The organism is Azospirillum brasilense (assembly GCF_001315015.1).
In the GTDB taxonomy this organism is placed as follows: domain Bacteria; phylum Pseudomonadota; class Alphaproteobacteria; order Azospirillales; family Azospirillaceae; genus Azospirillum; species Azospirillum brasilense.
In genome coordinates, this window is sequence record NZ_CP012916.1 from 557,670 (window position 1) to 581,445 (window position 23,776).

Sequence of the window (23,776 nt, forward strand, 5' to 3'; positions counted from 1 at the left end):
ATGCCGATGCCCCACACCCCGATGCCCGCCGGCTCCCCCGAGATCGAGGACGCCGCCCTGCCGCCGCCGGAGGTCCGGGTGCTCGTCGTCGACGACGATGCGCGAAACCTGCTGGCGATGCGGGAGACGCTGGCCGACCTGGACGCCACGGTGGTCCTCGCCCGCTCCGGCGAGGAGGCGCTGAAGCGCGTGCTCGACCAGGATTTCGCGGCGATCCTGATGGACGTCCACATGCCGGGCATGGACGGCTACGAGACGGCGGAGCTGATCCGCAACCGCCGCAAGTCGCGGCACATCCCCATCCTCTTCCTGACCGCCATCAACAAGGATGAGATGCACATCTTCCGCGGCTATTCCGCGGGGGCGGTCGACTACATGTTCAAGCCGGTGGACCCGGTGATCCTGCGCAGCAAGGTCACCGTCTTCGTCGAGCTGTACCGCAAGACCGAGGAGGTCAAGCGCCAGGCCGCCCTGCGCGAGCGGCTGATGGCCGAGAACTACCGCGTGCGGGCCGAGAAGCTGGAGACCGAGCAGGCGCTGCGCCGGTCGGAGGAGCGGCAGGCGATGATCGCCCGCTCCCTGCCGATCCTGCTCTACACCGCCGGGCCGGAGCGCGGCATGCCCTTCCGCTACGTCACCGAGAATGTCGAGGCGCTGTTCGGCTTCCCCGCAGAGCGCTTCCTGACGGACGGCGGTTTCTGGGAATCGCGCCTTCATCCGGACGACCGCGCGCGCGCCGCCATCCAGTTCGAGGCGATGCGGCAAGGCGGCGTATCGACGGTGGAATACCGCTGGCGCGCCGCCGACGGGCAGTACCGCACGCTTCTGGAAAAGGCCATGCTGTTGCCGGGCGAGGACGGACGGCCGCCGGAACTCTGCGGCACGGTGCTCGACGTCACCGACACGCGGGAGCTTCAGCTCCAGCTCGCCCATGTCCAGAAGATGGAAACCATCGGCCAGTTGACCGGGGGCATCGCCCACGACTTCAACAACATGCTGACCGTGGTCATCGGCAGCCTGGAGCGGCTGGGCCGCATGGCCTTCGACGATCCCAAGGCGGCGCGTCGGGTGGAGATGGCCCTTCAGGCGTCCCTGCGCTGCTCCGACCTGACGCGGCGGCTGCTCGCCTTCGCGCGGCGCCAGCAGCTCCACCCGGAAAGCGTGGACATCGAGGCGCTGGTCCGCAACATGGGCGAGCTGATGGAGCGCACGCTGGGCCCGGCGATCACTGTCGAGATCGACAGCGCGCCGTCCCTCTGCCCGGCGTTGGTTGACCGCACGCAGGCGGAGTCGGCCCTGCTGAACCTCGTCATCAACGCGCGCGACGCCATGCCGTCGGGCGGGACACTGACCATCGCCACGACCATGGTGGAGGCCGAGGAGGGGGACGCCGAGCTGAGCCCCGGACGCTATGTGCGGATGACGGTGAGCGACACCGGCTGCGGCATGCCGTCGGAGGTCCTGGCCCGCGCCTTCGAACCCTTCTTCACCACCAAGGAGATCGGCAAGGGCACCGGGCTGGGGCTCAGCATGATCCACGGCTTCGTGAAGCAATCGGGCGGGCAGATCCGGGTGGAGAGCGAGCCGGGCCGCGGCACCTCCTTCCACCTCCATCTGCCTTGCGCGCCGGCGGCCGCCCGCAAGGCGAAGGAGCCGGAGGACGGCGTGGAAGCCGGTCCGCTGCCCGGCAAGGGCGAGGTGGTCCTGGTCGTGGACGACGACCGCGACGTGCGGCAGGTCGCCGTCCTGACCCTCCAGGATCTCGGCTACACCGTGGTCGAGGCGGAGAACGGGCCGGAAGCCCTGGCCGTGCTCGCCGGGGAACCGCGGGTGGACCTGCTCTTCACCGACGTGGTGATGCCCGGCGGCATGAACGGGCTGGAACTGGCCCTGGAAGCGCAGCGCCGCCATCCCGCCCTGAAGGCGCTCTACGCCTCCGGCTACGCCCATGGCGTGGCCGGAGGGCTGAACGGCGAGGGACCGGGTGCGGAATTCCTGATCAAGCCCTACCGCGACCGAGACCTCGCCCGCGCCGTTCGCAAGGCGCTGGGCGGTGGCGTGGCGGATGCCTTCCCGGAGTTGAAGCGCGCCTGACGATTGCCATCCTCGTCAAAAACCATCCTCGTCAAAGGCCGTTGTCGCCCTTTTGCCCCAACCGCAAGCGGGGCCGTGGTGTTCAGATGACGGTCGCGTTGCAATAAAGGAGTAGCCGACGTGTCCGTTGTCCGCCTGTCCGGGATTCGCTTCGCCTCGGTCCTTTGCCTCGGCCTGTCCGTCGCCCTGCCCCTGACCTCCGCGCCGGCCGCGGCGCAGGTGTTCACCCAGGGCGGATACGGCGCGCCGACCCAGACCAACCCGCAGAGCAGCGGCGGCAACACGACCTTCGGCATCGACAACGACCTGCTGGGCAAGCTGGGCGGGGCCGCGGTCGGGGCGCTCGCCGGGTCGCAGATCGGCAAGGGCAGCGGCAACCTGCTGGCCATCGGCGCCGGCGGCCTGCTCGGCTACTTCGCCGGCGGCTATCTGATGGAGCAGTTGAGCCCGGGCAGCCGCAACGCGGCGCAGAGCGCGGAGACCCGCGCGCTCGACGCGCCGGTCGGGCAGACCATCCGCTGGAACAGCCCGGACAGCACGAACACCAGCGGCACCATCACCCCGATCCGCGCCGGGCGCGATTCCGCCGGGCGGGAGTGCAAGGAGTTCCAGCACAAGGTGACCATCGACGGCCGCCAGGAATCCGCCACCGGCACGGCCTGCCGCGGCGACGACGGCCAGTGGCGCCTCGCCGCCAATCCGTAACCCGGATTACGAGCCGGCCTTCACGCCGACGGTGTGGACGAGCACCGTCATCGTGTCGGTCGGCACCTCCACCGTCACGGGAACGACGCGCCCGCTCTCCGGCGCGCGGGCGAACCACACGGTCGCCTTGCGCTCCACCCCTTCGGCGAAGAAGCGGTCCCGGTCGCGGTCGCCCTCGAAGCCGGCCACCGGACGGACCGTGACCGCGCAGACCTCCGCCGTTCCCGTGGCGATGCGGTAGCGCGACGACGGCAAATCCCCCTTGCCCTGCGGCGTCATGATGATGTCGTAGCGGCGGCGCCCGTCATAGACGGGATAGCGTCCGCCGCAGCCGCCCGCCCGACTGGCGGTCAGGATCACCGCCGCCCCGGCGCTCAACGGATCGATGCTGCCCCGGCGGCTGTCCGGCGGCACCCGCGCCGCCTTGTCGGGGCTGAGCGGCGGGTCGGCTGTCACGTCCACCCCGTCGGGGCCGAAGCTCAGCGTCATGATGTCCTGCTTGCGGCGCAGCCGGCGCTCGCCGCGGAAGCGGTCCGGTTCGGCGGTGCCGGCCTCCAGCCGTCCGGCGGACTCGGCCCGGTAGCGGAAATTGGTGAAGAGGCCGAGCCAGGGCACCGCCTCCGCCTCCAAGGCCGCCCGGTAGCGGCTGGCGCCGCCCTCCGCCGCCTCGGTCAGCACGACGCTGCCGCGCGCCAGTGAGACGCCGCCGCCATAGGCGGCGAAGTCCAGCTCCAGCGTGGCGGCCCGGCCCGCCGCCGGCGATAGAATCAGCAGGCCGGCGGCCAGGAGAATCCGCTTCACGGCGATCGCCTTACGTCGATGGTCCGCCCTCCGCGACGACCAGATCCTGGTACTCCGGGTGGCGCTGGATGTATTTGGCCACGAAGGGGCAGACCGGCACAACCTTCTGCCCGCTGGAGCGCGCATCCTCCAGCGCGCCGCGCGCCAGCGCGGAGCCGACGCCCTGCCCGGCCATGCTTTCCGGAACCTCCGTGTGGGTGAAGACGATGGCCCCGTCGCGCTTTTCGTACTCCACCACCGCGGTGGCGTCGCCCACGGTCAGCTCGTACCGGTTCCTGGCCGCGTTGTTCTTCACATCCCCGCTCATGCCCCACCCTTTCCCTTGTCGTCGAAACCGATCACCACCCCCTCGTCGGGCCGCAGGCGGAGGATGCCGGACACCGGCTCCCCACCGCGGTCGAGATGGGTGGACAGCCGGATATGGGCAGCGTCGGGCATCGCGTCCACCATCCGCTCCACCGCCGACAGGTTCAGCAGGATGCGGAAGCGGCCGGTTTCATGACGGCGCTCATAGACCAGGACGTCGTTTTCCGCCGACACCGGCTCGTAGCGCCCGACCGACAGGGCCGGTTCCCTCCGCCGCAGGGCCAGCAGGGCGCGATGGAGCGCCAGCATGGAGGACGGGTCGGCCGCCTGCGCCGCCACGTTCACCCGGTCATGGTCGGGTCCGAGCGGCAGCCAGGGCTGGCCCGTCGTGAAACCGCCTTGCGGGCCGTCGTCCCAGGGAATCGGCGTGCGCACCGGGTCGCGGCCCAGCCCCAGGCCGGGGATGTTCTTCTCCCACGGGTCCTGCACGCGGTCGGGGGGAATGTCCACGTCGGTCATCCCGATCTCGTCGCCCTGGTAGAGCGTCGGCGTGCCCCGCAGAGTCAGCAGCAGCATGGCCGCCACCCGCGCCTGGCCCTGTCCCAGCCGGCTCGCCACGCGGGAGCGGTCGTGGTTGCCCAGCACCCAGTTCGGCCAGCCGCCCGGCGGCAGGGCGGCCTCGTAGGTGCGGATCAGGGCGGCCAGCGCCTTGGCCTCCCACGGGGTGGACAGCAGATGGAAGTTGAAGGGAAGCTGGAAGCCCGTCAGGTCGGCGCCGTAATAGGCCATGAGCTGGTCGATGGGCAGATAGGCCTCCCCGATCAGCAGCCGGTCGGGGCCGCACTCATCCGCCACGCGGCGCATGGCGGCGATGGCGTCGTGCACCTCCGGCTGGTCCACGGTGTGGAGGCGGATCAGGCGGCGGACCGGCGACATGCCCTCCCGCCAGCCGGGGTTCGGCGGGTTGTCGCGGAACCGCGCGTCCTTGATCAGGTGGTGGATGGCGTCCACCCGGAAGCCGTCCACCCCGCGGTCCAGCCATACGCGCAGCGCGTCGAGCATGGCCTCGCGCAGCTCCGGATTCCGCCAGTTGAGGTCCGGCTGCTCCTTCAGATAGGCGTGGTAATAGTATTGGCCGGTCGCCTCATCCCATTCCCAGGCGCCACCGCCGAACTCCGACAGCCAGTTGTTCGGAGGCCCGCCATCGGGAGCCGGGTCGCGCCAGATGTACCAATCGCGCTTCGGGTCGGTGCGGGACGAGCGGCTGGCCTGGAACCACGGGTGCCGGTCGGAGCTGTGGTTGGGCACGAAATCCAGGATCAGCTTCATCCCCCGGCGGTGCAGCTCCGCCAGCAGCCGGTCGAAATCCGCCATCGTCCCGAACAGCGGGTGGATGCCCGTGTAGTCCGACACGTCGTAGCCGAAATCGGCCATCGGCGACGGGTAGATCGGGGACACCCACAGCGCGTCCACCCCGAGCGCCTGGAGATGGTCGAGCCGGGCCAGGATGCCCGGCAGGTCCCCCACCCCGTCGCCGTTCGAATCCTGGAAGGAGCGCGGGTAGACCTGATAGATCACGCCGCTCTGCCACCACGCGAAGCCGTCCGCCGCGAAGCCGTCCGCCATGAGCGGGCCCTCAACCGATCAGCAGGGATTCGGCGCCGTCGATCCAGACGGGGGTGCCGGTGATGTGCTTCGACCGGTCCGACGCCAGAAACAGGGCCAGTTCCGCCACGTCGGCGCTGCTGCCCGGCTTGCCGCGGGTCAGCGGGATTTCGCCGTCGGGATACTCGGCGGCCTCCTCGGCCTTCTCGGTGTTGCGCGACTGGGTGTTGTCCTGGATCGCGGTGTCGATCATTCCCGGACAGATGGCGTTGACGCGGATGCGGTGCTTGGCCAGTTCCAGCGCCAGCATCTGGACCATGGCGACCTGCGCCGCCTTGGTGCAGGAATAGGCGGTGGCCCCGGCGTTGCTGAACACCCGCGTGCCGTTGATCGAGGCGGTCACCAGCACCGACCCGCCGCCCGCCGTCTTCAGATGCGGCACCGCGTGGTGCAGCGTCAGGTAGGTGCCGCGCAGGTTGATGTTGATGGTGCGGTCCCATTCCTCCGGCGTCAGCTCGTCGATCGGCGCCCAGACGCCGTTGATTCCGGCGTTGGCGAAGACGATGTCCAGCCGCCCGTACTCCTGGACCAGCCGGTCCACCGCCCGCTTCACCGCCTCGCTGTCGGCGACGTCGGCGACCAGGGGAATCGCTTTGCCGCCCGCCGCGGTGATCTCCTCCGCCGTCTTGCGGATTTCGTCCTCGGTGCGGCTGAGCACGCCGACGCTCGCCCCGGCGCTGGCGAACAGGGTGGCGGACGCCTTGCCGATGCCCGACCCGGCCCCGGTGACGAGGGCGACTTTTCCGTTCAGATCCATGATGAAACCGGCTCCGCTGCTTGTGCTGGGACAGCAGAGCCAACCGATGGAGGCCGGGCCGGTTCCCGTCTTTCTACGCCCCCGCGGCGCGCGCGCGGCGGTTCACCAGCCAAATGCCGGCGCAGACCAGCAGCATCGCCGCGGCGAGGCTCGCGCTGACCCGCTCGCCCAGCAGCAGGGCGCCGGACAGCACGCCGAACAGCGGCGTCAGGAAGGTGAAGGCCGACAGGCGGGCCGCCGGGTAGCGGGCGACCAGCCAGAACCAGGCGAGGTAGGAGGCGAAGGCCACCACCACGATCTGGAAGGCGAGGCAGGCGAGCGCCAGCGGGCCGGGCGCGGTCACCCCCGCCTCGCCCATCAGAAGCGAGGCCACCGGCATCACCGCCCCCGACACGGCGAGCTGGTAGAACAGCACCTTGGTCGAGCTGGCGCGGACCAGCTTGCTGCCTTTGATGACGAGCGTGGTGGCCGCCCACAGCACCGCCGCCGCCAGCACCATCAGGTCGCCGACCATCTCGCGGTTCGTTGGCAGGCGCAGCCCATCGGCGAAAGCGACGGCCACACCGACGAAGGCGCAGGCCAGCCCGGCCGCCTGGACGCCCCGCATCCGCTCCCCCGGCAGCAGCAGATGCGCCCCGACCGACACCAGGAAGGGCGCCGTGTAGAGGAACAGAATGCTGCGCGACACCGTGGTGTAGGACAGCCCCGTGTAGATCAGCAGGAACTCCCCGGCGAACAGCGTACCGGCCAGCAAACCCAGCCCCAGCGTGCCGTCCCGCTCGAACAGGCGCATGCCGCGCAGCGCCGCCCAGGCCCACAGCAGCGCCAGCGCGCCCAGCGAGCGCAGCCCGCCCTGAAGCACCGGCGAGAATCCGGTCATGGCAACCTTGATGGCGACCTGCTGCAGGCCCCAGAGCAGGCAGAGCAGGACCAGCGTGGCGGAGGCGGCGCCGTCCAGCTCCGCGCGGCGTTCGGTCATGGCAATAGCGGTCATGATGATGGCTGCGGCGGCGCGGCGGTCCACCGCCATCCCCACCGCACGTCCTCCCGGCTTTTCTTCCTTCGACGTGCAGAATGGGACGGCGCCGGGAAGCCGGTCAACGAACGCCTGCGAAGGGCAGACCCGCGCGGCCCAGGTGGACTTTTGTGCAATGCGGTACGCAGGCATGCCCATAATGCGCAGCTCACCGCCGTCCCGAGGTTCATATTGAATGGGCAATCGACGGCGCCGCCTCTGCGGCAGCTACCCCTCCCACGGCAAATCAACACCCGAAAAGGAACGGACGTGATCCACAAGATCATGGACAAGATCGACCGCGTCATCGCCCAGAAGCGTGAGAACGGCGAGCTTGATGCTTGGCTATCCAACGGTATGGCCCGCCGTTACTGCCAGGAACTGACGGCTTCACAAAGGCACTATTACCCCGCCCTGCTGCTGTATGTGGAGAGGCACGCCGGGATCGGGTGAGGCGGTGTTCACTCCGCCGCTTTGACGACCGGCCCTTCCAAGTCCGACCGGCGGGCGCGCAGGGTGGCGAGCTTCGCCTCAAGCTTGCGGATTTTCTTGTCGAGCTTCTTCGCCCGCTTGCCGTCCTTCTTGGAGACGGTGCCGCCGCGCGCGGCGATGCGGGCGTTGATCGCCGCCTTCGTCTCGTCCGGCAGGCGTTTCCAGTGCCTCACCTCCGCGCGGGTGCGGAAGCAGCCCATGCAGCGGTCCGCCGCGTCATAGCGGCAGAGCTTCGTGCAGGGATTGCGGGTGTCGTGCGTGCTCATAGCGCCATAGGATGGGTGCGGCAGGGCCGAAGGAAAAGCCCCGGCCGCCCCGTCCTGCGGACGATTCTCAAAAAAGCGGGTCTCCGATCATCAGGGCGTCACACGCCCGGACAGGCAGGAGGCCCGCGCCCGCTCGTCCACCGCCATCGCCGCGGCGCCGGCTCCCCCCTCCCCGCCATAGAGCGCGGCGGGAAGCGGCCGGCCGGTGGCCTCACCCTCCTTGCGGTGCCAGGACAGGATGCAGGAGCACACCCGCACCGCCGCCTCGGTGGAGCCGGTGCTCTGCGCGGCGAAGGGGCTGGCCTCGCAGGCCGCCAGGAAATCCCGGTTCGCGTCGGTCCGCCCGCCGTCCGGCGGGTCGCCGCTGAAGACCAGCAACGCCGCTAGGCACGCGAAGAAGAACACGAACAGCAACGAACGCGGGTTGCGGAACACGGGCGAAACCCTCCCTTCAGGCCGAACGGATCTGCCGCAGGAACGCCCCGGCCTGCTCGCGCAGGGCCAGCGCCTGCCGGCCGAGGTCGGCGGCGGCGGAGCGCACCTCCGACGCCATGGTGCCGGTCTCGTGCGCGGAGGCCGACACGTCGCGGACGCTGTAGGTCACCTCCGATGTGCGGTCGGCGGCGCGCTGGACGCTACGGGCGATCTCGCCGGTGGTGGCGTTCTGGCGATCGGCGGCCCCGGCGATGCGGCCGACCAGATCGTTGACCGCGACCACCGTGCGCCCGATGCCGCCGATGGCCGTCACCGCGCTGCCGGTCACCGCCTGGATCTCCGCAACCTGTTGGGCGATCTCGTCGGTTGCCCTGGCCGTCTGGTTGGCGAGCCCCTTCACCTCGTTGGCGACGACGGCGAAGCCCTTGCCGGCCTCCCCCGCCCGCGCCGCCTCGATGGTCGCGTTCAGGGCCAGCAGGTTGGTCTGCGCGGCGATGCTCTGGATCAGCGTCACCACCTCTCCGATCTTGCCGGCGGCGGCGGCAAGGCCCTCGACCGTGTGGTTGGTGCGCTCCACCTCCTCCACCGCGTTGCGGACCATGCGGGAGGATTCGTCGATCTGGCGGGACACCTCGACAATGGACGCCGTCAGCTCTTCGGTGGCGCCGGCCACGGTCCGCACGTCGTCGCTGGCCTCGCCCGCCGCACCGCTGACCGCGGCGGCCTGCCCGCTGCTGTTCTCGGCGATGCCATGCAGGCGCTGGGCGTTGGATTCGAGCTGGGCCGTGGTGGCGCTCAGCGTCTCGACGACGCTCAGCATCGTGCCTTCGAAGTTGCGGGCGACGGCCTCCAGCGCGTCGCGGCGGTCCCGTTCGGCGCGGGCGCGCTCCTCCGCCTGGGCGGCGTCGAGCCGGGCGACCCGCTGCGCGTTCTCCTTGAAGACGCTCAGCGCCCGGGCCATCCCGCCGATCTCGTCCTTGCGTCCCAGCGCCGGAACCTCGACCGACAGGGTCCCCGTCGCCAGTCGCTCCATGGCGCCGCGCATGGCGGACAACGGGCGGAAGATGCGCCGCGACAGCAGCAGGCTGCCGCCGGCCACCAGGAGCGTCACCACGGCGCCCAGCCCGCCGATCATCGTCTGGGTGTCGCGGATCGGGGCGAAGAATTCCGCCCTCGGCACGCCGACATAGAGCACGCCGACCACCTTGCCCGAGCGGTCCTTGATCGGGTCGTAGGCGGTGTAGAAAGGAACGCCCAGAATGTCGGCCTGCCCGCGGTACGGCTCGCCCCGCACCAGCACGGCGTCATAGACCGGCCCCTTGGCCAGCTTGGTGCCGACGGCCCGCCCGCCGTCCGGTTTCTGGACGTTGGTGGTGACCCGCGTGTCGCCCATGAACAGGGTGGCGGTGCCGCCGACCAGCGCCTTCACGCGGTCCACCGGTTCGAAAAAGCCGTTCAGCGCGCGGTCGCCGACGTACAGCGCGCCGTCGCGGACGCTGATGTCGCGCCCATACTGGTTCAGCACGTCCCAGGCGACGCGCATGTTGGTTTCCTGCCGCTCGACCGCCATGCGCTCCGCATAGCGGCTCAGCAACGTTTCGTTGACCGCAAAGGTGGCGCTCGTCAACACGACCAATCCACCGACACACAGCGACACCGTCTTGCCCGAAAGCGACAGCGAGCCGACCCCCGTCAGCAACCCCATGGCGAACCCCCGCGCCCAATGATGCCCATTGAATCCGAGCGTTTCGTACCCCAACGAACCGCAGCGGCATAAAAGCGTCAGAGGCTCTTAACAAATCGTTCCGGGCCGCACCATGCCTCGCCCGCGGCGGGGCGTGGCGCATCCTTGTTTAGAGCGATTCAAATATATATGAACAGCTGTTCATATAGATTGACACCCACACTCTCCGGCGTTAGGGTCCGCCCCGTCATTGGGGAGTAGCCACCCTCCTGCGAGAGGGGCGTGCGCCAACAGACTCGGGACCATCCTGCCTCAGGCGGTCCCGTGGCGCACGCGGCAGCCGGACAGAGTCCGGCCGGTTCGGCAAGACCGATGGTGCGGACGCTCCCGAAGGCCAACCGGGGGTAGCCGTGCTGTCGTGTCCGTTTGGCCGGAGTTCGTTGCCATGCTCGGTGTGACCTCCCTCGTCCTCGCCGTCAGCCTTTCCATGGACAGCTTCGCTGCGGCGCTGGGCCGTGGCGCCGTTCAGAAGCGTCCCGGCCTGTCCGAGGCGTTGCGGGTCGGTTTCGCCTTTGGCCTCTGCCAGCTCTCGATGGCCTCCATCGGCTGGGCGGTGGGTTCGGCCTTCGCCGGCTTCGTCCAGGCGATCGACCACTGGATCGCCTTTGGCCTGCTGCTGCTGATCGGCGGATCGATGATCCGCAACGCGCTCGCCGGGGAAGAGGACGACGAGGCGGCGGCTGCGCGGTCGGGCTGGCTGGCCCTGCTGACCGTGGCGGTGGCGACCAGCATCGACGCCAGCGCGGTGGGAGTCGGCCTCGCCATGGCGGATGTGAACATCGCGGTGACCGCCAGCCTGATCGGCGTCGTCACCTTCCTGATGGGCTTCGGCGGCGTCCTGCTGGGGCGCGCCGCCGGCCCGCTGCTCGGCCGTCGCGCGGAGCTGATCGGCGGCCTCGGCCTGCTCGCCATCGGCACCAAGATCCTGGTCGAGCACACCCTTCTGTAACGCTCAACCGCCAGCGGACGCCTTTCTCAGGCGGCGACCGCGTGGATGGTGTGGCCGGCGGCGGCGGCGGCCACCGTCTGGGCAAGCAGGCCCGGACGCTCCTGAACCCGGTCGCAGACCGCGCTGAAGTCGATGGACAGCGCCCGCTCTCCACGGTCGCGCAGGTCACGGCAGCGCCGTTCGGCGTGCTCCAGCGTCGCCACGGCGGCCCGGATGACCCCAGCCGCGATCTTCAGCCGGCTCGCCCGCGCCGCGCCGGCAATCTCCTGGTCGTTCTGCGCCAGCCAGTGGGACAGCCCCTGCGCCGCCGCCGTGAACTCCCGCTCCAGCGCCGCCGGGTCGCAGAGGAAAGCGCCGCTGGGCAGATGCAGCCGGCCGTTGGCCGATGGGAGCGACAGCGCCGCCGCGATGATCGCGGAGGCCAGTTCCTGCCCGGAAAAGGGCGTCGTCACACAATCACTCATCATACAGGCGTTCATCGGTTCGCTCTCCAGCAGGACCCGGCGCCCGGTCAGGGCGCAGACAATGTCAGGGCACGGACAATTGCGCGCGGGCCATGCCGCCGTGCAGCGTGTCGAAGCAGACCACGCAGTCCGGCGAGTCGGCGATGTAGGCCAGAACGTCCGCATAGGGGCCGTCGATGTGGATGAGTTCCGCCCCGCGATCCTCCGCCGCGCCGCGGCTGTGGGTGATCGTCAGCATGTCCATGCGCGGGCCGCGCCCGCCGGTGGTCGCCGCCAGAACCGCGGCCCGCTGCCGATGATCAGAATGGCGATGATCGGGGCGCAGGGCGACCACGACGCCAGCGGGAGCGGCATCGTCGACACCGCGGACGGCATTCGGGCGGCTTCCGGGACGGGCGGCGGAGAGGGTCTTGACCATGGCTCACCTCAAGGGCTCGGGCTGGCGATGCGGAGGACGGACTGGCTTGGCGGAGGGGGCGGACAATCGCCCCGCCTCACTGTTTGTATACCGTATCCCAGAACAATCTTAGCTTCAATGGCGTTTTTGCGAAATTTTCATCCCGCTCCGCAGCAAGACACCCTTTGACCCCAGAGTCCGGGCGGCTTTTCCGCAGGGAGGAAAAGCGTAGGCTCCGCGCTGGACAGGCGGGCGCGGGCGTGCTCAGAGGATAGGGTCGGTCACTGTCACGGGAATCGGTCCATGGACCCGGTCGCCACTTCCGTCATCCTCGTCCACGGCGCTTTCGCCGACGGCTCTGCCTGGAGCCGCGTGATCCCCCTGCTCCAGGCCCAGGGGCTGGAGGCGATCGCCGTGCAGAATCCGTTGACCTCGCTGGACGAGGACGTCGCCCATGTCCAGCGCGCCATCGACCGCGCCAAGGGGCCGGTGGTGCTGGTCGGCCATTCCTGGGGCGGGGCGGTGATCACCCAGATCGGGAATCAGGACAAGGTGAAGGCGCTGGTCTATGTGGCGGCCTTCGCGCCAGGGGTCGGCCAGTCGCCGAACGACACGCTGAAGCCCTTCCCGCCCTCGCCCGGCTTGTCCAGCGTGTCGATGGACCGCGCCGGCTATCTGCATTTGTCGGCGGAGAGCTTGGCGGCGAACTTCGCCCAGGATGTGCCGGCGGCGGAGGCGGCGCTGCTGGCCGCGACGCAGGGACCGGTCCATGCCGGCTGTTTCCGCACGCGGGTGACCGCCGCGGCGTGGGAGCACAAGCCGTCCTGGTATGTCGTCGCCAGCGAGGATCGGATGCTTCCCCCGACCTTCCTGCGGGCGACCGCCGAGCGCATCGGCGCGCGGACGGTGGAGGTCGGGGCCAGCCACATCCCGCACGCCTCCCGGCCCGACGCGGTGGCGGCGGTGATCATCGAGGCGGCGGGCGCCCGCTGACGGGCACCCGACCGCTCTCAATCACGATTTCAGGGGCACGGTTTCAGGGGCACGGTGTCACGGCATCATCCGGCGGCGCAGCAGCAGGCGGGCTCCGGATCGGACTCGTCGTCGTTCGCGGCGACGCAACCGTGCGCCGTGCCCAGCAGCCGGTGGAGATAGTCGCTCCACAGCGACCCGCAGGCCGGGGCCGGCGGTGGAACGAACGGTGTCGGCGACACGTCCAGCGGAGGCGGTTCCGCGTGCCGGTCGAAGGTCATGGGCGTCTCCTCCAAAATGCCACCCGCCGACCGGCGGGCGTTGGCGCTTGCTGCGCTCTGATGCGCGCTACGATAGCGGAAGTCGGTGCCCTGCACAGCCTGTTCGAAAGCCACCCCACCTCTGGCATAGAGGCCGTCATAGAGGAGGGATCGGCTGGTCAGGCCCATCATTGGCACCGACAGCTGTGCCGTGACGCCAATCCCTTTCGTCTGTTGATGAGGCGCGAAGCTGCATCGATAAGGAGAGAGGCGCGTCATGGCGAATCTTCAGAACATCCTCGGCACCCTTCTGGCAACCGGTATGGGAGGGCACAGCCGCAGGAGCGCACAGGATCTTGGGTCGATCCTGAATCGTTCGGGAATGGGTGCCGGACCTGCGATGCACGCCCGCAGCGGTATGGGCGTCGGCCCCATGGCCGGACTGGGCGCGCTGGCCTACCTCGCCTACCGCGCCTATCAGGAGCGTCAGCAGAACATGCCGCCCTCCGGACAGCCTTCCTCCGGACAGGCGCCGGATCGCTCCGGGCAGCCGGGGGCCAGCCCATGGGGGGCGCCGCCGTCCGGTTCGGGCAACACGCCGGGGGGCATCCTCGGCGGCATCCTCGGCGGGGCCGGCGCTTCCGGCGGCGGATCGCTGGGCGAGCGGCTGTCCCAGGTCTTCCAGCAGCGCACCGCTCCCCCGCCCGACGCCGCCCCGTCGGGAGCCGGCGAAGGCGCGTTCCCGGAACTCGCCATGGAGGACCAGCACGCCCTGCTGCTGATCCGCGCCATGATCGCCGCCGCCAACGCCGACGGTGAGATTTCCCCGGCCGAGCGCCAGCGCGTCATGTCCGCCCTGGACGAGGCCGGCGGCGGCCCGGAGGAACGGCGGATCGTGGAGCAGGAGCTGTCCCAGCCGCAATCGCTCGACTCGCTGGTCCGCTCCGTGACCGATCCGGACATGGCGGAGCAGGTCTATCTGGCCTCGCTGATGGCGGTGGACCGCGAGCATGAGGCGGAACGCGCCTATCTCACCTACCTCGCCACCCGCCTGAAGATCGCCCCGCAGCGCGCCGAGCAGCTCAACCAGGCGGCATAACCGCTCCAACCACAAGCCCCCTCCCGCCACCCGGCGGGAGGGGGCTTTTCGTTGACGGCACTCTCTTGACCGCACGGCCACAATCGGCGCAGGGTCTTGTCCCACTCTCCGCCACCGGGACCAACACCATGCTGCTGGATGACGCCGTCGACCGCGTGCTCCGCGATCTCGAGAGCTATGGACGCGACAACGACGCGCGCGAGGGCGACCGTGCCCGCAAGATGCTGAATCTGGAGCGCGAGACTGCGGAGCTTCTCCACATGCTGGTGCGCAGCGGGCGCCGCCGCCGGGTGCTGGAGATCGGCACCTCCAACGGCGTCAGCACCCTGTGGCTCGCCGCGGCGTTGCAGGCCATCGGCGCCACCGAGCCGCTGACCAGCATCGAGCGCGATCCGGGCAAGAGCGCCCAGGCCGCCACCAACCTGGAGCGCGCCGGGTTGGCCAGCCGCGTCACCCTGCTGGTCGGCGACGCGACGGAGACGGTGGCGGGGCTGGACGGCCCCTTCGACTGCGTGTTCTTCGACGCCGACCGCTGGAGCGCCCCGGAGCAGCTGCGTCTTCTGCTGCCGAAGCTGGAGCCGGATTGCCTGCTGCTGGCCGACAACGCCCTGTCCCACCCAAAGGAGATCGCCGGCTACATCGCGGCGGTGGAGGCCCTGCCCGGCTTCGGCTCCACCGTCTTCCCGGTGGGCAAGGGGCTGCACGTCGCCTGCCGCCCCTGACCACACCGGTCCTCAGGCCGTCTCGCTCGCCAGCATCGCCGCGGCCAGCCGGCTGACGGCCGGGTAGTCGGTCTTGCCGGTGCCGAGCAGGGGGATCGTCTCCACCCGCAGCACGTCGCGGGGAATGGCGATCTCCGGCGCGCCCTTGGCCTTGGCCGCCGCCATCAGCGCGTCGCGGGTCGGGCTGGTGCCGGCGGTGACCAGGACGATCCGCTCGCCACGCCGGGCGTCCGGCAGGGCGACGGCGGCATGGGCGGCGTCGGGGTCGGCCTGGAGCGCCAGTTCCTCGACCAGCCCCAGCGGGACCATCTCGCCGGCCACCTTGGCGAAGCGCTTGACGCGCCCGACAATGCGGATGAAGCCGTCGGCGTCGATGTCCACGATGTCGCCGGTGTCGTGCCAGCCGTCCTCCGGCGGTTCGACCACACCGGGATTGTCGGCGCGCATGTAGCCCTTCATCACGTTCGGGCCGCGCACCCGCAGCCGCCCGCCCACCGGCACGCCGGGGACCGGCAGCAGCTCCGTCTCGATGCCCGGCAGGGCCTGCCCGACCGTGCCGGGGCGGAAGCGGGCCGGCGTGTTGACCGCGATCACCGGCGATGTCTCGGTGGTGCCGTACCCCTCCAGAAGATGCACGCGCAGCCGTTCCGTGTAGGTGCGGCGCGTCTCCTCCTGCAACCGCTCCGCCCCGGCGAAGACCAGCCGCAGCGAGCGGAAGTCGTAGGGGTCCGCCGCCCGCGCCCAGGCGTTCAGGAAGAAGTCCGTGCCGAACAGCACCGTGGCGTTGGTCTGGTAGACCAGCTCCGGGATCAGCCGGACGTGGCGCGGGTTGGGGTAGAGCACCGTCTTCACCCCGTTCAGGATCGGCAGCAGCATCCCGCCGAGCAGCCCGAAGGAATGGAAGACCGGCAGGCAGTTGAACACCACGTCCTGCCGCGTGAAGTCGACGACGGAGGCCACCTGCGCCATGTTGGCGAGCAGGTTGTCGTGGGTCAGCGCCACGCCCTTGGGCGGCCCCTCCGACCCCGAGGTGAAGAGGATCGCCGCCACATCGTCCGGCTGGCCCTGCTCCGGCAGGAAGCGCTCCGGCGCCACCGACGCGGCCAGCGCCCGCAGCTTGTCGCCGATGCCCAACCCGCGCTTCACCTCCTCCAGATAGACGATGCTGTGCTCGGCGGCCAGCGCCTCGACCAGCGGGCCGAGCCGTCCCATCTCCACGAAGCGGGCCGACGTGACGATGCGGCGCAGCCCGGCGGCGCGGCAGGCCGCCTTCACGGCCTCCGCCCCGGCGGTGAAGTTCAGCATCGCCGCGGGCCGCCCGTAGGCCGCCAGCCCGAAGAACACCGCCGCGGTCGGCGAGGCGGTCGGCAGCAGCACGCCCACCGCCTCCCCCGGTTCGGTGCCACGGGCCAGGATGCGGCCGAGCACCAGGGAACGCGCGGTCAGGGCACGGTAGGACAGCGTCGTGAAATCGCCGTCCTGCACCGCCGCCTTGCCCCAGCCGGTCTTCCGTCCGGCCTCCAACAGGGCGAGCGCCAGCGTGTCGGGCCGCTGCCCGGCGGCGAAGACGGTCTCCGTCATGACGCGCGACAGCCAGGACTTCAGCTCCGCCCGCCGCTTCTTGCCGGCCAGCCCGGTCACGTCGGGGGTGGCGACCGGCGGCATGACCGTGATGGTGATCCGCGGGAACAGGCCCAGCCGCAGCCGCCCGTGCATTCGCGACAGGATGGAGCGCTGCGCGCCCTCGATGCAGACCGGCACGATGGGGCAGCCCGCCTTGTCGGCCAACATGCCGGGACCGCCGTTGATCTTCATCAGCGAGCCGGTGACGGTGATCCGCCCCTCCGGGAAGATGCAGATCTTGTGGCCCTCGGCCAGGGTGCGGGCGAGCAGGCGCGTGCCCATCGGCTTGGTCGGGTCGATGGTCACATGGTCGGCCAGCGCCAGGAAGGGCTTGGCCCAGGCCTGCTGCGCGATGAAGCTGTCCACCGCGAAGCGCATGCCCGGCAGGAAGGCGGCGAGCAGCGCGCCGTCGAGGAAGGACTGGTGGTTCGGCGTGACGACCGCCGCCCCCTCCAGCCGCTCCAGATGCTCGGCGCCGCGCAGTTCCACCCGGAAGGCCAGCCGGAAGAAGGCGCGGGCCAGCGCCCGCCCCATCCCCACCGCGTCGATGGCGAGCGCCAGGACGACGGCGGCCAGCATGCTCGCCCCGCCCCAGGCGGCGACGGTCAGCGGCGTCACGCCCAGCGCCAGCATGGCCGCCGCGATGCCGGAGCCGACCACCATGAACAGCGCGTTGACCACGTTGGCCGCCGCGATCACCCGGGCGCGGGCCGAGACCGCCGCGCGGTGCTGGATCAGCGCGTAGAGCGGCACGGCGAAGGCGCCGCCCGCCGCGGCGATCAGGAACAGGTCGGCCAGCAGCGGCATCGCCCAGGGCTGGGCCAGCAGCGCCAGCGCCGACAGCGGCTCCGCCGACGGAACGTCGGGCGTCAGGAAGGGCAGCGCCGCCCCGGCCACCGCCGCGACGAGGCCCGCCAGGGCGGCGCGGCGCGCGTCGGAGCGAGACGGCACCCGGTGCCCCAGCCCGGCGTAGACGGAGCCGACCGCCACGCCCACGGCGAAGACCGCCAGCAGCAGGGTCGCCCCCTCGCTGTCGGTGCCCAGCGTCTCCCGCGCAATGGCCGGGAACTGCGCCATGACGACCGCGCCGACTCCCCAGAAGATGGAGATGCCGTAGATCGCCAGCATCGACACGCGGTCCTGCGCGGTGGCGCGCAGCACGCGCAGGGTGACCGACACCGGGTTCAGCCCGACGCGCACCGTCCGGTCGGCGTTGCCCGCCCGCGGGATCAGCAGCGACGCCGCCAGCCCGCCCAGCGCCGTCGCCCCGAGCAGCCCCGGGAGCGCCAGCGGGTGGGCCATCGCCAGCGAGCCGCCGGCGATGGTGCCGAGCAGGATCGCCACGAAGGTCCCGGCCTCCACCAGACCGTTGCCGGCGGTCAGCTCCTCCGGCTTCAGCAGGTCGGGGAGCAGGCCGTACTTGACCGGCCCGAAGACGGTGGAATGGGCGCCCATGCCGACCAGCGCGACGATCAGCACGCCGAGGTCGGCGCGCATGATGCCCCAGGCGGCGATCGCCATCAGGCCGATCTCCGCCACCTTCACGGCGCGGGCGATCAGCGTGCGGTCGAACCGGTCGGCCAATTGCCCGGCGGTCGCCGAGAACAGCAGGAACGGCACGGTGAAGGCCGCCGCGGCGAGCGTCGAGATCAGCGCGCCGTCGCCCGCCGTCCCCGCCATGCCGTAGACGGCCAGCACCGCGATGGCGCCGCGCAGCACGTTGTCGCCGAAGGCGCCGAGGAACTGCGTCACGAACAGCGGCAGGAAGCGCCGCGTGGCGAGAAGACCGAGTTCGCCCATGGCTCAGGTTTCCTTTCCGGTGGACAGGCCGCGCAGCAGCGCGTCGGCGACCGTGTCGGCCAGCGTGCCGAGCGGGGCCGTCTGCCGTCCGTAAACGTGCGACTGGATGTTGAGGACGATGGCGCCGATCACGGTATGGGCCAGCGCCTCGCGGTCGGCGTCGACGATGCTCCCCTCCGCGATGCCGTCGCCGACGATGGCGCAGACCGCGTCCACCGGCGTCTCCAACCCGTCAGGAACCAACGGCAGTGCGTCGTGCTGCGACAGCAGGAGGAAGCGCGCGCGGTCCGGCGCCGCCTCGGCCAGCCCGAAGGCCCAGACGATGACGCGGCGCAGCCGCTGCGGCGCCGGCCCGCTCCCCGCCGCCGCGCGCAGGTCATGCGACAGGGCGGTGTATTCGGCGGCGAACAGGGCGGCGGCAAGATCCTCCTTGCTGGCCCAATGGCGGTACAGCGCCCCCTCCGACACCCCGGCGGCGCGGGCGATGTCCTTGATGGTGGTCGCCTTCACCCCCTTCTGGGCGAACAGCGCGATGGCGGCGTCCCGGACCTTGTGGCGGGCATCGTTGCGGACATCTTTGGACATGGCGTTCCCGTTCGTGGCGTCCATCATGAGTGAACGTTCACTCACATCCTGCACGGAACCGGTCCGTGCTGCAAGGGTGATGTGACGGCACCGCATCGTCGTGCGCTTTGCACGACGGGTGCCTTTTTGGGCAAGATCATTCGCACACACTCATGAAACACAGGGAACCAGGGACATGGTGAGGACGATCGACGGGACGGAGGCGCTGACGGCCGACATGACCGCGTGGCGGCGCGACCTGCACGCCCACCCGGAAACGGCCTTCGAGGAGGAGCGGACCAGCGATTTCGTGGCGGAAAAGCTGGCCTCCTTCGGGCTGGAGGTTCACCGCGGCATCGCCAAGACCGGCGTGGTCGGGCTGCTGCGCAATGGCGAGGGTCCGGCGGTCGCCTTCCGCGCCGACATGGACGCCCTGCACATCCACGAGCAGACCAACCTGCCCCACGCCTCGCGCAATCCGGGGCGCATGCACGCCTGCGGACACGACGGGCACACGGCGATGCTGCTGGGCGCGGCGCGCCACCTGTCGGCGCATCCGAACTTCCAGGGCACCATCGCCTTCGTCTTCCAGCCCGCGGAGGAGAACGAGGGCGGCGGGCGCGTGATGGTCGAGGACGGGCTGTTCGAGAAATTCCCCGTCGAGCAGGTCTATGGCATGCACAACTGGCCGGGGCTCGAGGTCGGCAAGATCGCGCTGCGCCCCGGCCCCATCATGGCCGCCTACGACATTTTCGAGCTGACCCTGACCGGCAAGGGCACCCACGCCGCCATGCCGCATCTGGGCACCGACACGATCCTGGCCGGCACCCAGATCGTCAACGCCTGGCAGACCATCGCCAGCCGCAGCGTGCATCCCGTCGATTCCGCCGTGGTCAGCGTCACGCAATTCCACGCGGGTGACACGTGGAATGTCCTTCCGGCCACCGCCGTCCTGCGGGGAACCACCCGCACCTTCCGCAAAGAGGTGCAGGACATGGTGGAACGGCGCATGGGCGAACTGGCCAAGGCCATCGCCGGCGGTTTCGGGATCGAGGCGGAGATGCGCTACGAGCGCCGTTATCCGTCCACGGTGAACGAGGCCGGGGCGACCGAACTGGCCCGCCGCGCCGCCGCCGGAGTGGTCGGCGAATCGGGGCTGGATCTGGACCCGATGCCCAGCATGGGGGCGGAGGATTTCGCCTTCATGCTGCAGCAGCGTCCCGGCTGCTACGTCTGGGTCGGCGCCGGGCCGTCGGACGGCGGGCGCAATCTGCACAGCCCGCATTACGACTTCAACGACGCGGTTCTGCCCATCGGCCTCAGCTATTGGGTGCGGCTGGCCGAAACGGTGCTGCCACGGGCGGCGTAACCGCGCTCGCATCCGACATCCCCTCTCCCCTCTGGGGAGAGGGTTACAAAGGACACCGCCATCATTCCGGCAGCTTTGTACAAACCATTCCTATCTCCCTATGGTTTGTGTATGAAACAGGAAAATTACCGCGCCCCGTCCATGGTAATTGCCCGAGTATGCAATTTGTCCCATGATCGGGCCGATTTCACCCGACAGACGTGGGACAAGGCACGGTGAAGGCGATAGAGAAGAAGACCGGTGTTCCTGGAACCGGCGGCATCTGGCAGCGGCCCGACTCCCTGTGGGAGGCCACGGCCCCGCCGCCGCCGGCCCTTCCGGTGCTCAAGGACGCGGTTGAGACTGACCTGCTGGTGATCGGCGGTGGCTTCACCGGCCTGTCGGCGGCCCTGCACGCCGCCGAATCGGGCAAGCGCGCCGTCGTCCTGGAGGCATCGGAGATCGGGCGCGGCGCGTCCGGGCGCAACAATGGGCAGGTGATCCCGACGCTGACGCGCCCGGACCCCGAGGACCTCGTCGCCAAGTTCGGGCCGGAGCGCGGCGAGCGCTTCGTCGCGCTGATCCGCGACAGCGCCGAGACCCTGTTCGCCCTGGTCCGCCGCCTGGGCATCGACTGCGCGGCCGAGCAGACCGGCTGGGTGCAGCCGGTCCATTCGCCGGGCCGCATCGCCATCGCCGAACGGCGGGCGAAGCAGTGGGGCAGCCGGGGCGCTCCGGTGGAGCTGCTCGACCGCGCCGGCATTTCGGACCTGCTGGGCACCGACGCCTATTACGGCGGCTGGATGAACCGCAGCGGCGGCCACATCAACCCGCTGGCCCTGGCCCGCGGGCTGGCCGGCAAGGCGGTCGAAGCCGGCGCGTCGATCTTCATCAACTCCCCCGTCCTGTCGGTGGAGCGACGCGGCGACCGCTGGGTCGCCCGCACGCCCAACGGCACGGTGACCGCCCACGCCCTGGTGCTGGGCACCAACGGCTACGCCGCCGCGGTCTTCCCCGAAATCCGGACGGAGGTCGTCCCCGTCCTGTCCTGGCAGATGGCCACCCAGCCGCTGGACGAGGCGCAGCGGCGCAGCATCCTGCCGGGCCGTCAGGCCATGTCGGACACCCACGGCGACCTGCGCTTCATGCGCTACACCGCCGACCACCGGCTGGTCAGCGGCGGCGCGCTGCTGGTCCCCGTCGACGGGGCCGACCGGCTGCGCCGCATCGTCGGCTTGCGGCTGGCCTCGATGTTCCCCACCCTGCGCGGGCTGCGGTTCGACCATGTGTGGAACGGGCGGATCGCCATGACCACCGACTACACCCCGCGGGTCCACCAGCTCGGCCCCAACGCCTTCACCTGGGCGGGCTGCAACGGGCGCGGCGTCGCCCTGTCCGTCTCGCTGGGGCGGGAGCTGGCCTACGCGGCGCTGGGCCACGATCCGGCGGAGCTGGCGCTGCCGCTGACCGAGCCGCGCCCCCTGCCCTTCAACGACCTGCTGCAACGCATCGGGCCGTTCAAACTCCTGCAATACCGCTGGAACGACATCCGGGAAATCTGACGATGACTGAAGACACCAAGCCGCCTGCCGCCCCGGACCACGCCACGCAGCTGCGCAACGCCTACGCCATGCGGGCCGCGTCCTACGCCCACATGTTCGACGTGCTGCGCGAGCGCTATGGCACCGAGACGGCGCTGGACATCGGGCGCGAGGCGACCCGCCGCCTGGGCGAGGCGATGGGGGTGAAGTACGCGGCGCACGGCCCCGACGACCTCGCCGGCCTGTGCCACGCCTTCCTCGACGGCATTCCGAACCGCGATTCCATGTTCGCGCCGGAGATCAAGCGCTGCGACGGCGACGCGCTGGAAATCCATTTCCACCGCTGTCCCCTGAAGGAGGCGTGGCAGGCCCAGGGCAAGTCCGACGAGGATCTGGAGCTGCTCTGCAACATGGCCGGCGCCATCGACGGCGGCCTGTTCGAGGCGGCCGGCTTCGTCTTCCGCGGCGAGACCTGGAAGCCCGGCGACGAGGGCTGTTGCCGCCTGAAGGTCCTGCCCGGCCCGAAAGCCGCCTGATCCGCCGCGTAAGCCACCCAACCGTACGACGCTGCCCAACACCGGCCTCGAAGCCGGCCTTCACAAGAAAGGTTCACACGCGATGACCGCCCTGAAGACCGCCTCCCTCGCCGCCCTGATGACCGGTGCGCTTGCCGGCACCGCCCTGGCCGCCGACACCGTGAAGATCGGCTACCAGCTGCCGCTGACCGGCGAGACCGCCCAGTACGGCCAGGACTTCCGCAAGGCCGCCGAGATCGCGCTGACCGAGTTCAACGCGTCCGGCAAGCCCTTCAAGGCGGAGATCGTCTTCGAGGACAGCCGCTCCGACGCCAAGGAGGGCACCAACATCGCCCGCAAGTTCGTGGACGACAAGGCGATCGTCGGCGTTCTGGGCGACTTCACCTCGGGCGTGTCGATGGCCTCGGCGCAGGTCTACAAGGACGCCGGGATGCCGCAGCTCTCGCAGACGGCCTCGCACCCCGACTACACCAAGATTTCCAAGTACCAGTTCCGCAACATCGCCACCCAGGCGCAGGAAGGCCCCTACAACGCCAAGTGGATGCTGTCCAAGGGCTACAAGAACATCGCCGTCATCGCCGAGCAGACCGACTGGGGCCAGTCCGTCGTCTCCGGCTTCACCGACGGCGTGAAGGCCAACGGCGGCACGGTGGTGTTCTCCGAGTTCTTCAACCGCGGGCTGAAGGACTACCGTTCGCTGATCAGCAAGCTGGAGCGCGCGAAGCCGGACGCCATCTACACCGGCTTCTTCTACGAGGACGGCGCGCAGTTCCTGCGTCAGGTGCAGCAGCTCGGCATCAAGACCCCGGTCTACTCGACCTCGGCCGCCTACAGCCCGAAGCTGATCGAGCTGGCCGGCGAAGCGGCGGAGGGCGTGCACCTGACCTCCAACTTCCTGCCGACCGACCCGGCCCCGCACATCCAGCATTTCGTGACGGAGTGGAAGGCCGCCTCCAACGGCGCGGTTCCGGGCCAGTTCCCGGCCCAGGCCTATGACGCCGTGCGCATCATGCTGGCCGCGGTCGAGAAGGCCTACCCGAACCCGACCCGCGAAAAGGTGCGCGACGCCCTGGCCGAGACCAAGGACTTCGCCGGCGTGACCGGCAAGACCAGCTTCAGCGCCGACCGCGAGGCCGAGAAGGAGCTGGTGAAGGTCGAGGTCAAGGGCGGCGCCTTCGTGCCGGTCGCCGACTGAGCGGCGCGCCCCCTTCCGACCCGATA

Annotated in this window: 24 protein-coding genes and 1 riboswitch; of the genes, 11 read left to right on the forward strand and 13 right to left on the reverse strand. The window is 70.2% G+C overall.

Translation table 11 applies throughout. The features are described from left to right. The first annotated feature begins 6 nt into the window (after window positions 1-6). The gene (locus AMK58_RS23810; protein ID WP_236778313.1) at window positions 7-2,094 is read left to right on the forward strand and encodes a response regulator; all 2,088 of its coding nucleotides are present in this window, start codon (window positions 7-9) and stop codon (window positions 2,092-2,094) included. A 120-nt stretch (window positions 2,095-2,214) separates the two neighbouring features. Next, window positions 2,215-2,799 carry an RT0821/Lpp0805 family surface protein gene (locus AMK58_RS23815; protein WP_035680598.1) on the forward strand — a complete coding sequence of 195 codons (585 nt, stop codon included), beginning with the start codon at window positions 2,215-2,217 and terminating at the stop codon, window positions 2,797-2,799. Window positions 2,800-2,805: 6 nt separating this feature from the next. Here the strand turns inward: AMK58_RS23815 and AMK58_RS23820 are convergent, their stop codons facing one another. From AMK58_RS23820 to AMK58_RS23840, 5 genes are all read right to left on the reverse strand, one after another. After that, the gene (locus tag AMK58_RS23820; RefSeq protein WP_035680596.1) at window positions 2,806-3,600 is read right to left on the reverse strand and encodes a DUF3108 domain-containing protein; all 795 of its coding nucleotides are present in this window, start codon (window positions 3,598-3,600) and stop codon (window positions 2,806-2,808) included. 10 nt (window positions 3,601-3,610) lie between these two features. After that, window positions 3,611-3,907 (reverse strand): GNAT family N-acetyltransferase, encoded by a 297-nt coding sequence (locus AMK58_RS23825; RefSeq protein WP_035680590.1) that lies wholly within the window; start codon window positions 3,905-3,907, stop codon window positions 3,611-3,613. Next, window positions 3,904-5,532 (reverse strand): alpha-amylase family glycosyl hydrolase, encoded by a 1,629-nt coding sequence (locus AMK58_RS23830; protein ID WP_059399531.1) that lies wholly within the window; start codon window positions 5,530-5,532, stop codon window positions 3,904-3,906. The genes AMK58_RS23825 and AMK58_RS23830 overlap by 4 nt, the downstream gene beginning before the upstream one ends. 10 nt (window positions 5,533-5,542) lie before the next feature. Further along, the gene (locus AMK58_RS23835) at window positions 5,543-6,328 is read right to left on the reverse strand and encodes an SDR family oxidoreductase (protein ID WP_035680587.1); all 786 of its coding nucleotides are present in this window, start codon (window positions 6,326-6,328) and stop codon (window positions 5,543-5,545) included. Window positions 6,329-6,401: 73 nt separating this feature from the next. Beyond that, window positions 6,402-7,307, reverse strand: a complete 906-nt coding sequence (locus AMK58_RS23840) for a DMT family transporter (RefSeq protein ID WP_035680679.1) — start codon at window positions 7,305-7,307, stop codon at window positions 6,402-6,404. A gap of 306 nt (window positions 7,308-7,613) precedes the next feature. Here AMK58_RS23840 and AMK58_RS23845 point away from each other — a divergent pair, with 306 nt between their 5' ends. Further along, window positions 7,614-7,796 carry a hypothetical protein gene (locus AMK58_RS23845; protein WP_035680584.1) on the forward strand — a complete coding sequence of 61 codons (183 nt, stop codon included), beginning with the start codon at window positions 7,614-7,616 and terminating at the stop codon, window positions 7,794-7,796. Between the two features lie 8 nt (window positions 7,797-7,804). Here AMK58_RS23845 and AMK58_RS23850 read toward each other — a convergent pair whose 3' ends face one another. From AMK58_RS23850 to AMK58_RS23860, 3 genes are all read right to left on the reverse strand, one after another. Continuing rightward, complete coding sequence (locus tag AMK58_RS23850; protein ID WP_035680581.1) at window positions 7,805-8,101, reverse strand: DUF1289 domain-containing protein; 297 nt, start codon at window positions 8,099-8,101, stop codon at window positions 7,805-7,807. 90 nt (window positions 8,102-8,191) lie between these two features. Further along, the gene (locus tag AMK58_RS23855) at window positions 8,192-8,536 is read right to left on the reverse strand and encodes a hypothetical protein (RefSeq protein WP_059399532.1); all 345 of its coding nucleotides are present in this window, start codon (window positions 8,534-8,536) and stop codon (window positions 8,192-8,194) included. Between the two features lie 16 nt (window positions 8,537-8,552). Then, window positions 8,553-10,241: a methyl-accepting chemotaxis protein gene (locus AMK58_RS23860; RefSeq protein ID WP_035680577.1), complete on the reverse strand. Its 1,689-nt coding sequence runs from the start codon at window positions 10,239-10,241 to the stop codon at window positions 8,553-8,555. Window positions 10,242-10,460: 219 nt separating this feature from the next. After that, window positions 10,461-10,582, forward strand: a riboswitch (yybP-ykoY riboswitch). 83 nt (window positions 10,583-10,665) lie between these two features. Between AMK58_RS23860 and AMK58_RS23865 the strand changes: the two genes are divergently transcribed. After that, complete coding sequence (locus AMK58_RS23865) at window positions 10,666-11,229, forward strand: manganese efflux pump MntP (RefSeq protein ID WP_035680575.1); 564 nt, start codon at window positions 10,666-10,668, stop codon at window positions 11,227-11,229. 26 nt (window positions 11,230-11,255) lie between these two features. Here the strand turns inward: AMK58_RS23865 and AMK58_RS23870 are convergent, their stop codons facing one another. Continuing rightward, window positions 11,256-11,681 (reverse strand): hypothetical protein, encoded by a 426-nt coding sequence (locus AMK58_RS23870; RefSeq protein ID WP_059399533.1) that lies wholly within the window; start codon window positions 11,679-11,681, stop codon window positions 11,256-11,258. 76 nt (window positions 11,682-11,757) lie between these two features. Beyond that, window positions 11,758-12,111 (reverse strand): hypothetical protein, encoded by a 354-nt coding sequence (locus AMK58_RS23875; RefSeq protein WP_035680573.1) that lies wholly within the window; start codon window positions 12,109-12,111, stop codon window positions 11,758-11,760. 282 nt (window positions 12,112-12,393) lie between these two features. Here AMK58_RS23875 and AMK58_RS23880 point away from each other — a divergent pair, with 282 nt between their 5' ends. Beyond that, window positions 12,394-13,083 carry an alpha/beta fold hydrolase gene (locus AMK58_RS23880; protein WP_035680571.1) on the forward strand — a complete coding sequence of 230 codons (690 nt, stop codon included), beginning with the start codon at window positions 12,394-12,396 and terminating at the stop codon, window positions 13,081-13,083. Window positions 13,084-13,148: 65 nt separating this feature from the next. On the opposite strand, the gene AMK58_RS31505 is transcribed toward AMK58_RS23880, so the two are convergent. Continuing rightward, window positions 13,149-13,343 carry a hypothetical protein gene (locus AMK58_RS31505; RefSeq protein ID WP_035680564.1) on the reverse strand — a complete coding sequence of 65 codons (195 nt, stop codon included), beginning with the start codon at window positions 13,341-13,343 and terminating at the stop codon, window positions 13,149-13,151. 379 nt (window positions 13,344-13,722) lie between these two features. Here AMK58_RS31505 and AMK58_RS23890 point away from each other — a divergent pair, with 379 nt between their 5' ends. Together AMK58_RS23890 and AMK58_RS23895 are read left to right on the forward strand one after the other, a co-directional pair. Beyond that, on the forward strand, window positions 13,723-14,421 hold the full coding sequence (locus AMK58_RS23890) for a tellurite resistance TerB family protein (RefSeq protein ID WP_236778314.1): 699 nt from the start codon (window positions 13,723-13,725) through the stop codon (window positions 14,419-14,421). A gap of 128 nt (window positions 14,422-14,549) precedes the next feature. After that, window positions 14,550-15,143, forward strand: a complete 594-nt coding sequence (locus tag AMK58_RS23895) for an O-methyltransferase (protein ID WP_035680559.1) — start codon at window positions 14,550-14,552, stop codon at window positions 15,141-15,143. 12 nt (window positions 15,144-15,155) lie between these two features. Here AMK58_RS23895 and AMK58_RS23900 read toward each other — a convergent pair whose 3' ends face one another. After that, on the reverse strand, window positions 15,156-18,566 hold the full coding sequence (locus AMK58_RS23900; RefSeq protein WP_059399534.1) for an acyl-[ACP]--phospholipid O-acyltransferase: 3,411 nt from the start codon (window positions 18,564-18,566) through the stop codon (window positions 15,156-15,158). A gap of 3 nt (window positions 18,567-18,569) precedes the next feature. Further along, a complete protein-coding gene (locus tag AMK58_RS23905; RefSeq protein WP_035683049.1) occupies window positions 18,570-19,151 on the reverse strand; it encodes a TetR/AcrR family transcriptional regulator in 582 nt (193 codons plus the stop codon). A gap of 175 nt (window positions 19,152-19,326) precedes the next feature. On the opposite strand from AMK58_RS23905, the gene AMK58_RS23910 reads away from it, so the two are divergent. The 4 genes from AMK58_RS23910 to AMK58_RS23925 all read left to right on the forward strand — a co-directional run bounded on the left by AMK58_RS23910 (window position 19,327) and on the right by AMK58_RS23925 (window position 23,750). Next, window positions 19,327-20,499, forward strand: a complete 1,173-nt coding sequence (locus tag AMK58_RS23910) for a M20 aminoacylase family protein (protein WP_035683039.1) — start codon at window positions 19,327-19,329, stop codon at window positions 20,497-20,499. A 215-nt stretch (window positions 20,500-20,714) separates the two neighbouring features. Continuing rightward, complete coding sequence (locus tag AMK58_RS23915) at window positions 20,715-22,040, forward strand: NAD(P)/FAD-dependent oxidoreductase (RefSeq protein WP_079285481.1); 1,326 nt, start codon at window positions 20,715-20,717, stop codon at window positions 22,038-22,040. Between the two features lie 2 nt (window positions 22,041-22,042). Next, complete coding sequence (locus AMK58_RS23920) at window positions 22,043-22,555, forward strand: L-2-amino-thiazoline-4-carboxylic acid hydrolase (protein ID WP_035683038.1); 513 nt, start codon at window positions 22,043-22,045, stop codon at window positions 22,553-22,555. Between the two features lie 82 nt (window positions 22,556-22,637). Then, window positions 22,638-23,750, forward strand: a complete 1,113-nt coding sequence (locus AMK58_RS23925) for an ABC transporter substrate-binding protein (RefSeq protein WP_035683035.1) — start codon at window positions 22,638-22,640, stop codon at window positions 23,748-23,750. The last annotated feature ends 26 nt before the right edge of the window (window positions 23,751-23,776 follow it).

Coding starts and splice junctions, on each gene's coding strand:
- AMK58_RS23810 (WP_236778313.1), top strand. CDS start 7: ATGCCCCACACCCCGATGCCCGCCGGCTCCCCCGAGATCGAGGACGCC.
- AMK58_RS23825 (WP_035680590.1), bottom strand. CDS start 3,907: ATGAGCGGGGATGTGAAGAACAACGCGGCCAGGAACCGGTACGAGCTG.
- AMK58_RS23830 (WP_059399531.1), bottom strand. CDS start 5,532: ATGGCGGACGGCTTCGCGGCGGACGGCTTCGCGTGGTGGCAGAGCGGC.
- AMK58_RS23835 (WP_035680587.1), bottom strand. CDS start 6,328: ATGGATCTGAACGGAAAAGTCGCCCTCGTCACCGGGGCCGGGTCGGGC.
- AMK58_RS23840 (WP_035680679.1), bottom strand. CDS start 7,307: ATGACCGAACGCCGCGCGGAGCTGGACGGCGCCGCCTCCGCCACGCTG.
- AMK58_RS23850 (WP_035680581.1), bottom strand. CDS start 8,101: ATGAGCACGCACGACACCCGCAATCCCTGCACGAAGCTCTGCCGCTAT.
- AMK58_RS23860 (WP_035680577.1), bottom strand. CDS start 10,241: ATGGGGTTGCTGACGGGGGTCGGCTCGCTGTCGCTTTCGGGCAAGACG.
- AMK58_RS23865 (WP_035680575.1), top strand. CDS start 10,666: ATGCTCGGTGTGACCTCCCTCGTCCTCGCCGTCAGCCTTTCCATGGAC.
- AMK58_RS23875 (WP_035680573.1), bottom strand. CDS start 12,111: ATGGTCAAGACCCTCTCCGCCGCCCGTCCCGGAAGCCGCCCGAATGCC.
- AMK58_RS23880 (WP_035680571.1), top strand. CDS start 12,394: ATGGACCCGGTCGCCACTTCCGTCATCCTCGTCCACGGCGCTTTCGCC.
- AMK58_RS31505 (WP_035680564.1), bottom strand. CDS start 13,343: ATGACCTTCGACCGGCACGCGGAACCGCCTCCGCTGGACGTGTCGCCG.
- AMK58_RS23890 (WP_236778314.1), top strand. CDS start 13,723: ATGCACGCCCGCAGCGGTATGGGCGTCGGCCCCATGGCCGGACTGGGC.
- AMK58_RS23895 (WP_035680559.1), top strand. CDS start 14,550: ATGCTGCTGGATGACGCCGTCGACCGCGTGCTCCGCGATCTCGAGAGC.
- AMK58_RS23900 (WP_059399534.1), bottom strand. CDS start 18,566: ATGGGCGAACTCGGTCTTCTCGCCACGCGGCGCTTCCTGCCGCTGTTC.
- AMK58_RS23905 (WP_035683049.1), bottom strand. CDS start 19,151: ATGTCCAAAGATGTCCGCAACGATGCCCGCCACAAGGTCCGGGACGCC.
- AMK58_RS23910 (WP_035683039.1), top strand. CDS start 19,327: ATGGTGAGGACGATCGACGGGACGGAGGCGCTGACGGCCGACATGACC.
- AMK58_RS23920 (WP_035683038.1), top strand. CDS start 22,043: ATGACTGAAGACACCAAGCCGCCTGCCGCCCCGGACCACGCCACGCAG.
- AMK58_RS23925 (WP_035683035.1), top strand. CDS start 22,638: ATGACCGCCCTGAAGACCGCCTCCCTCGCCGCCCTGATGACCGGTGCG.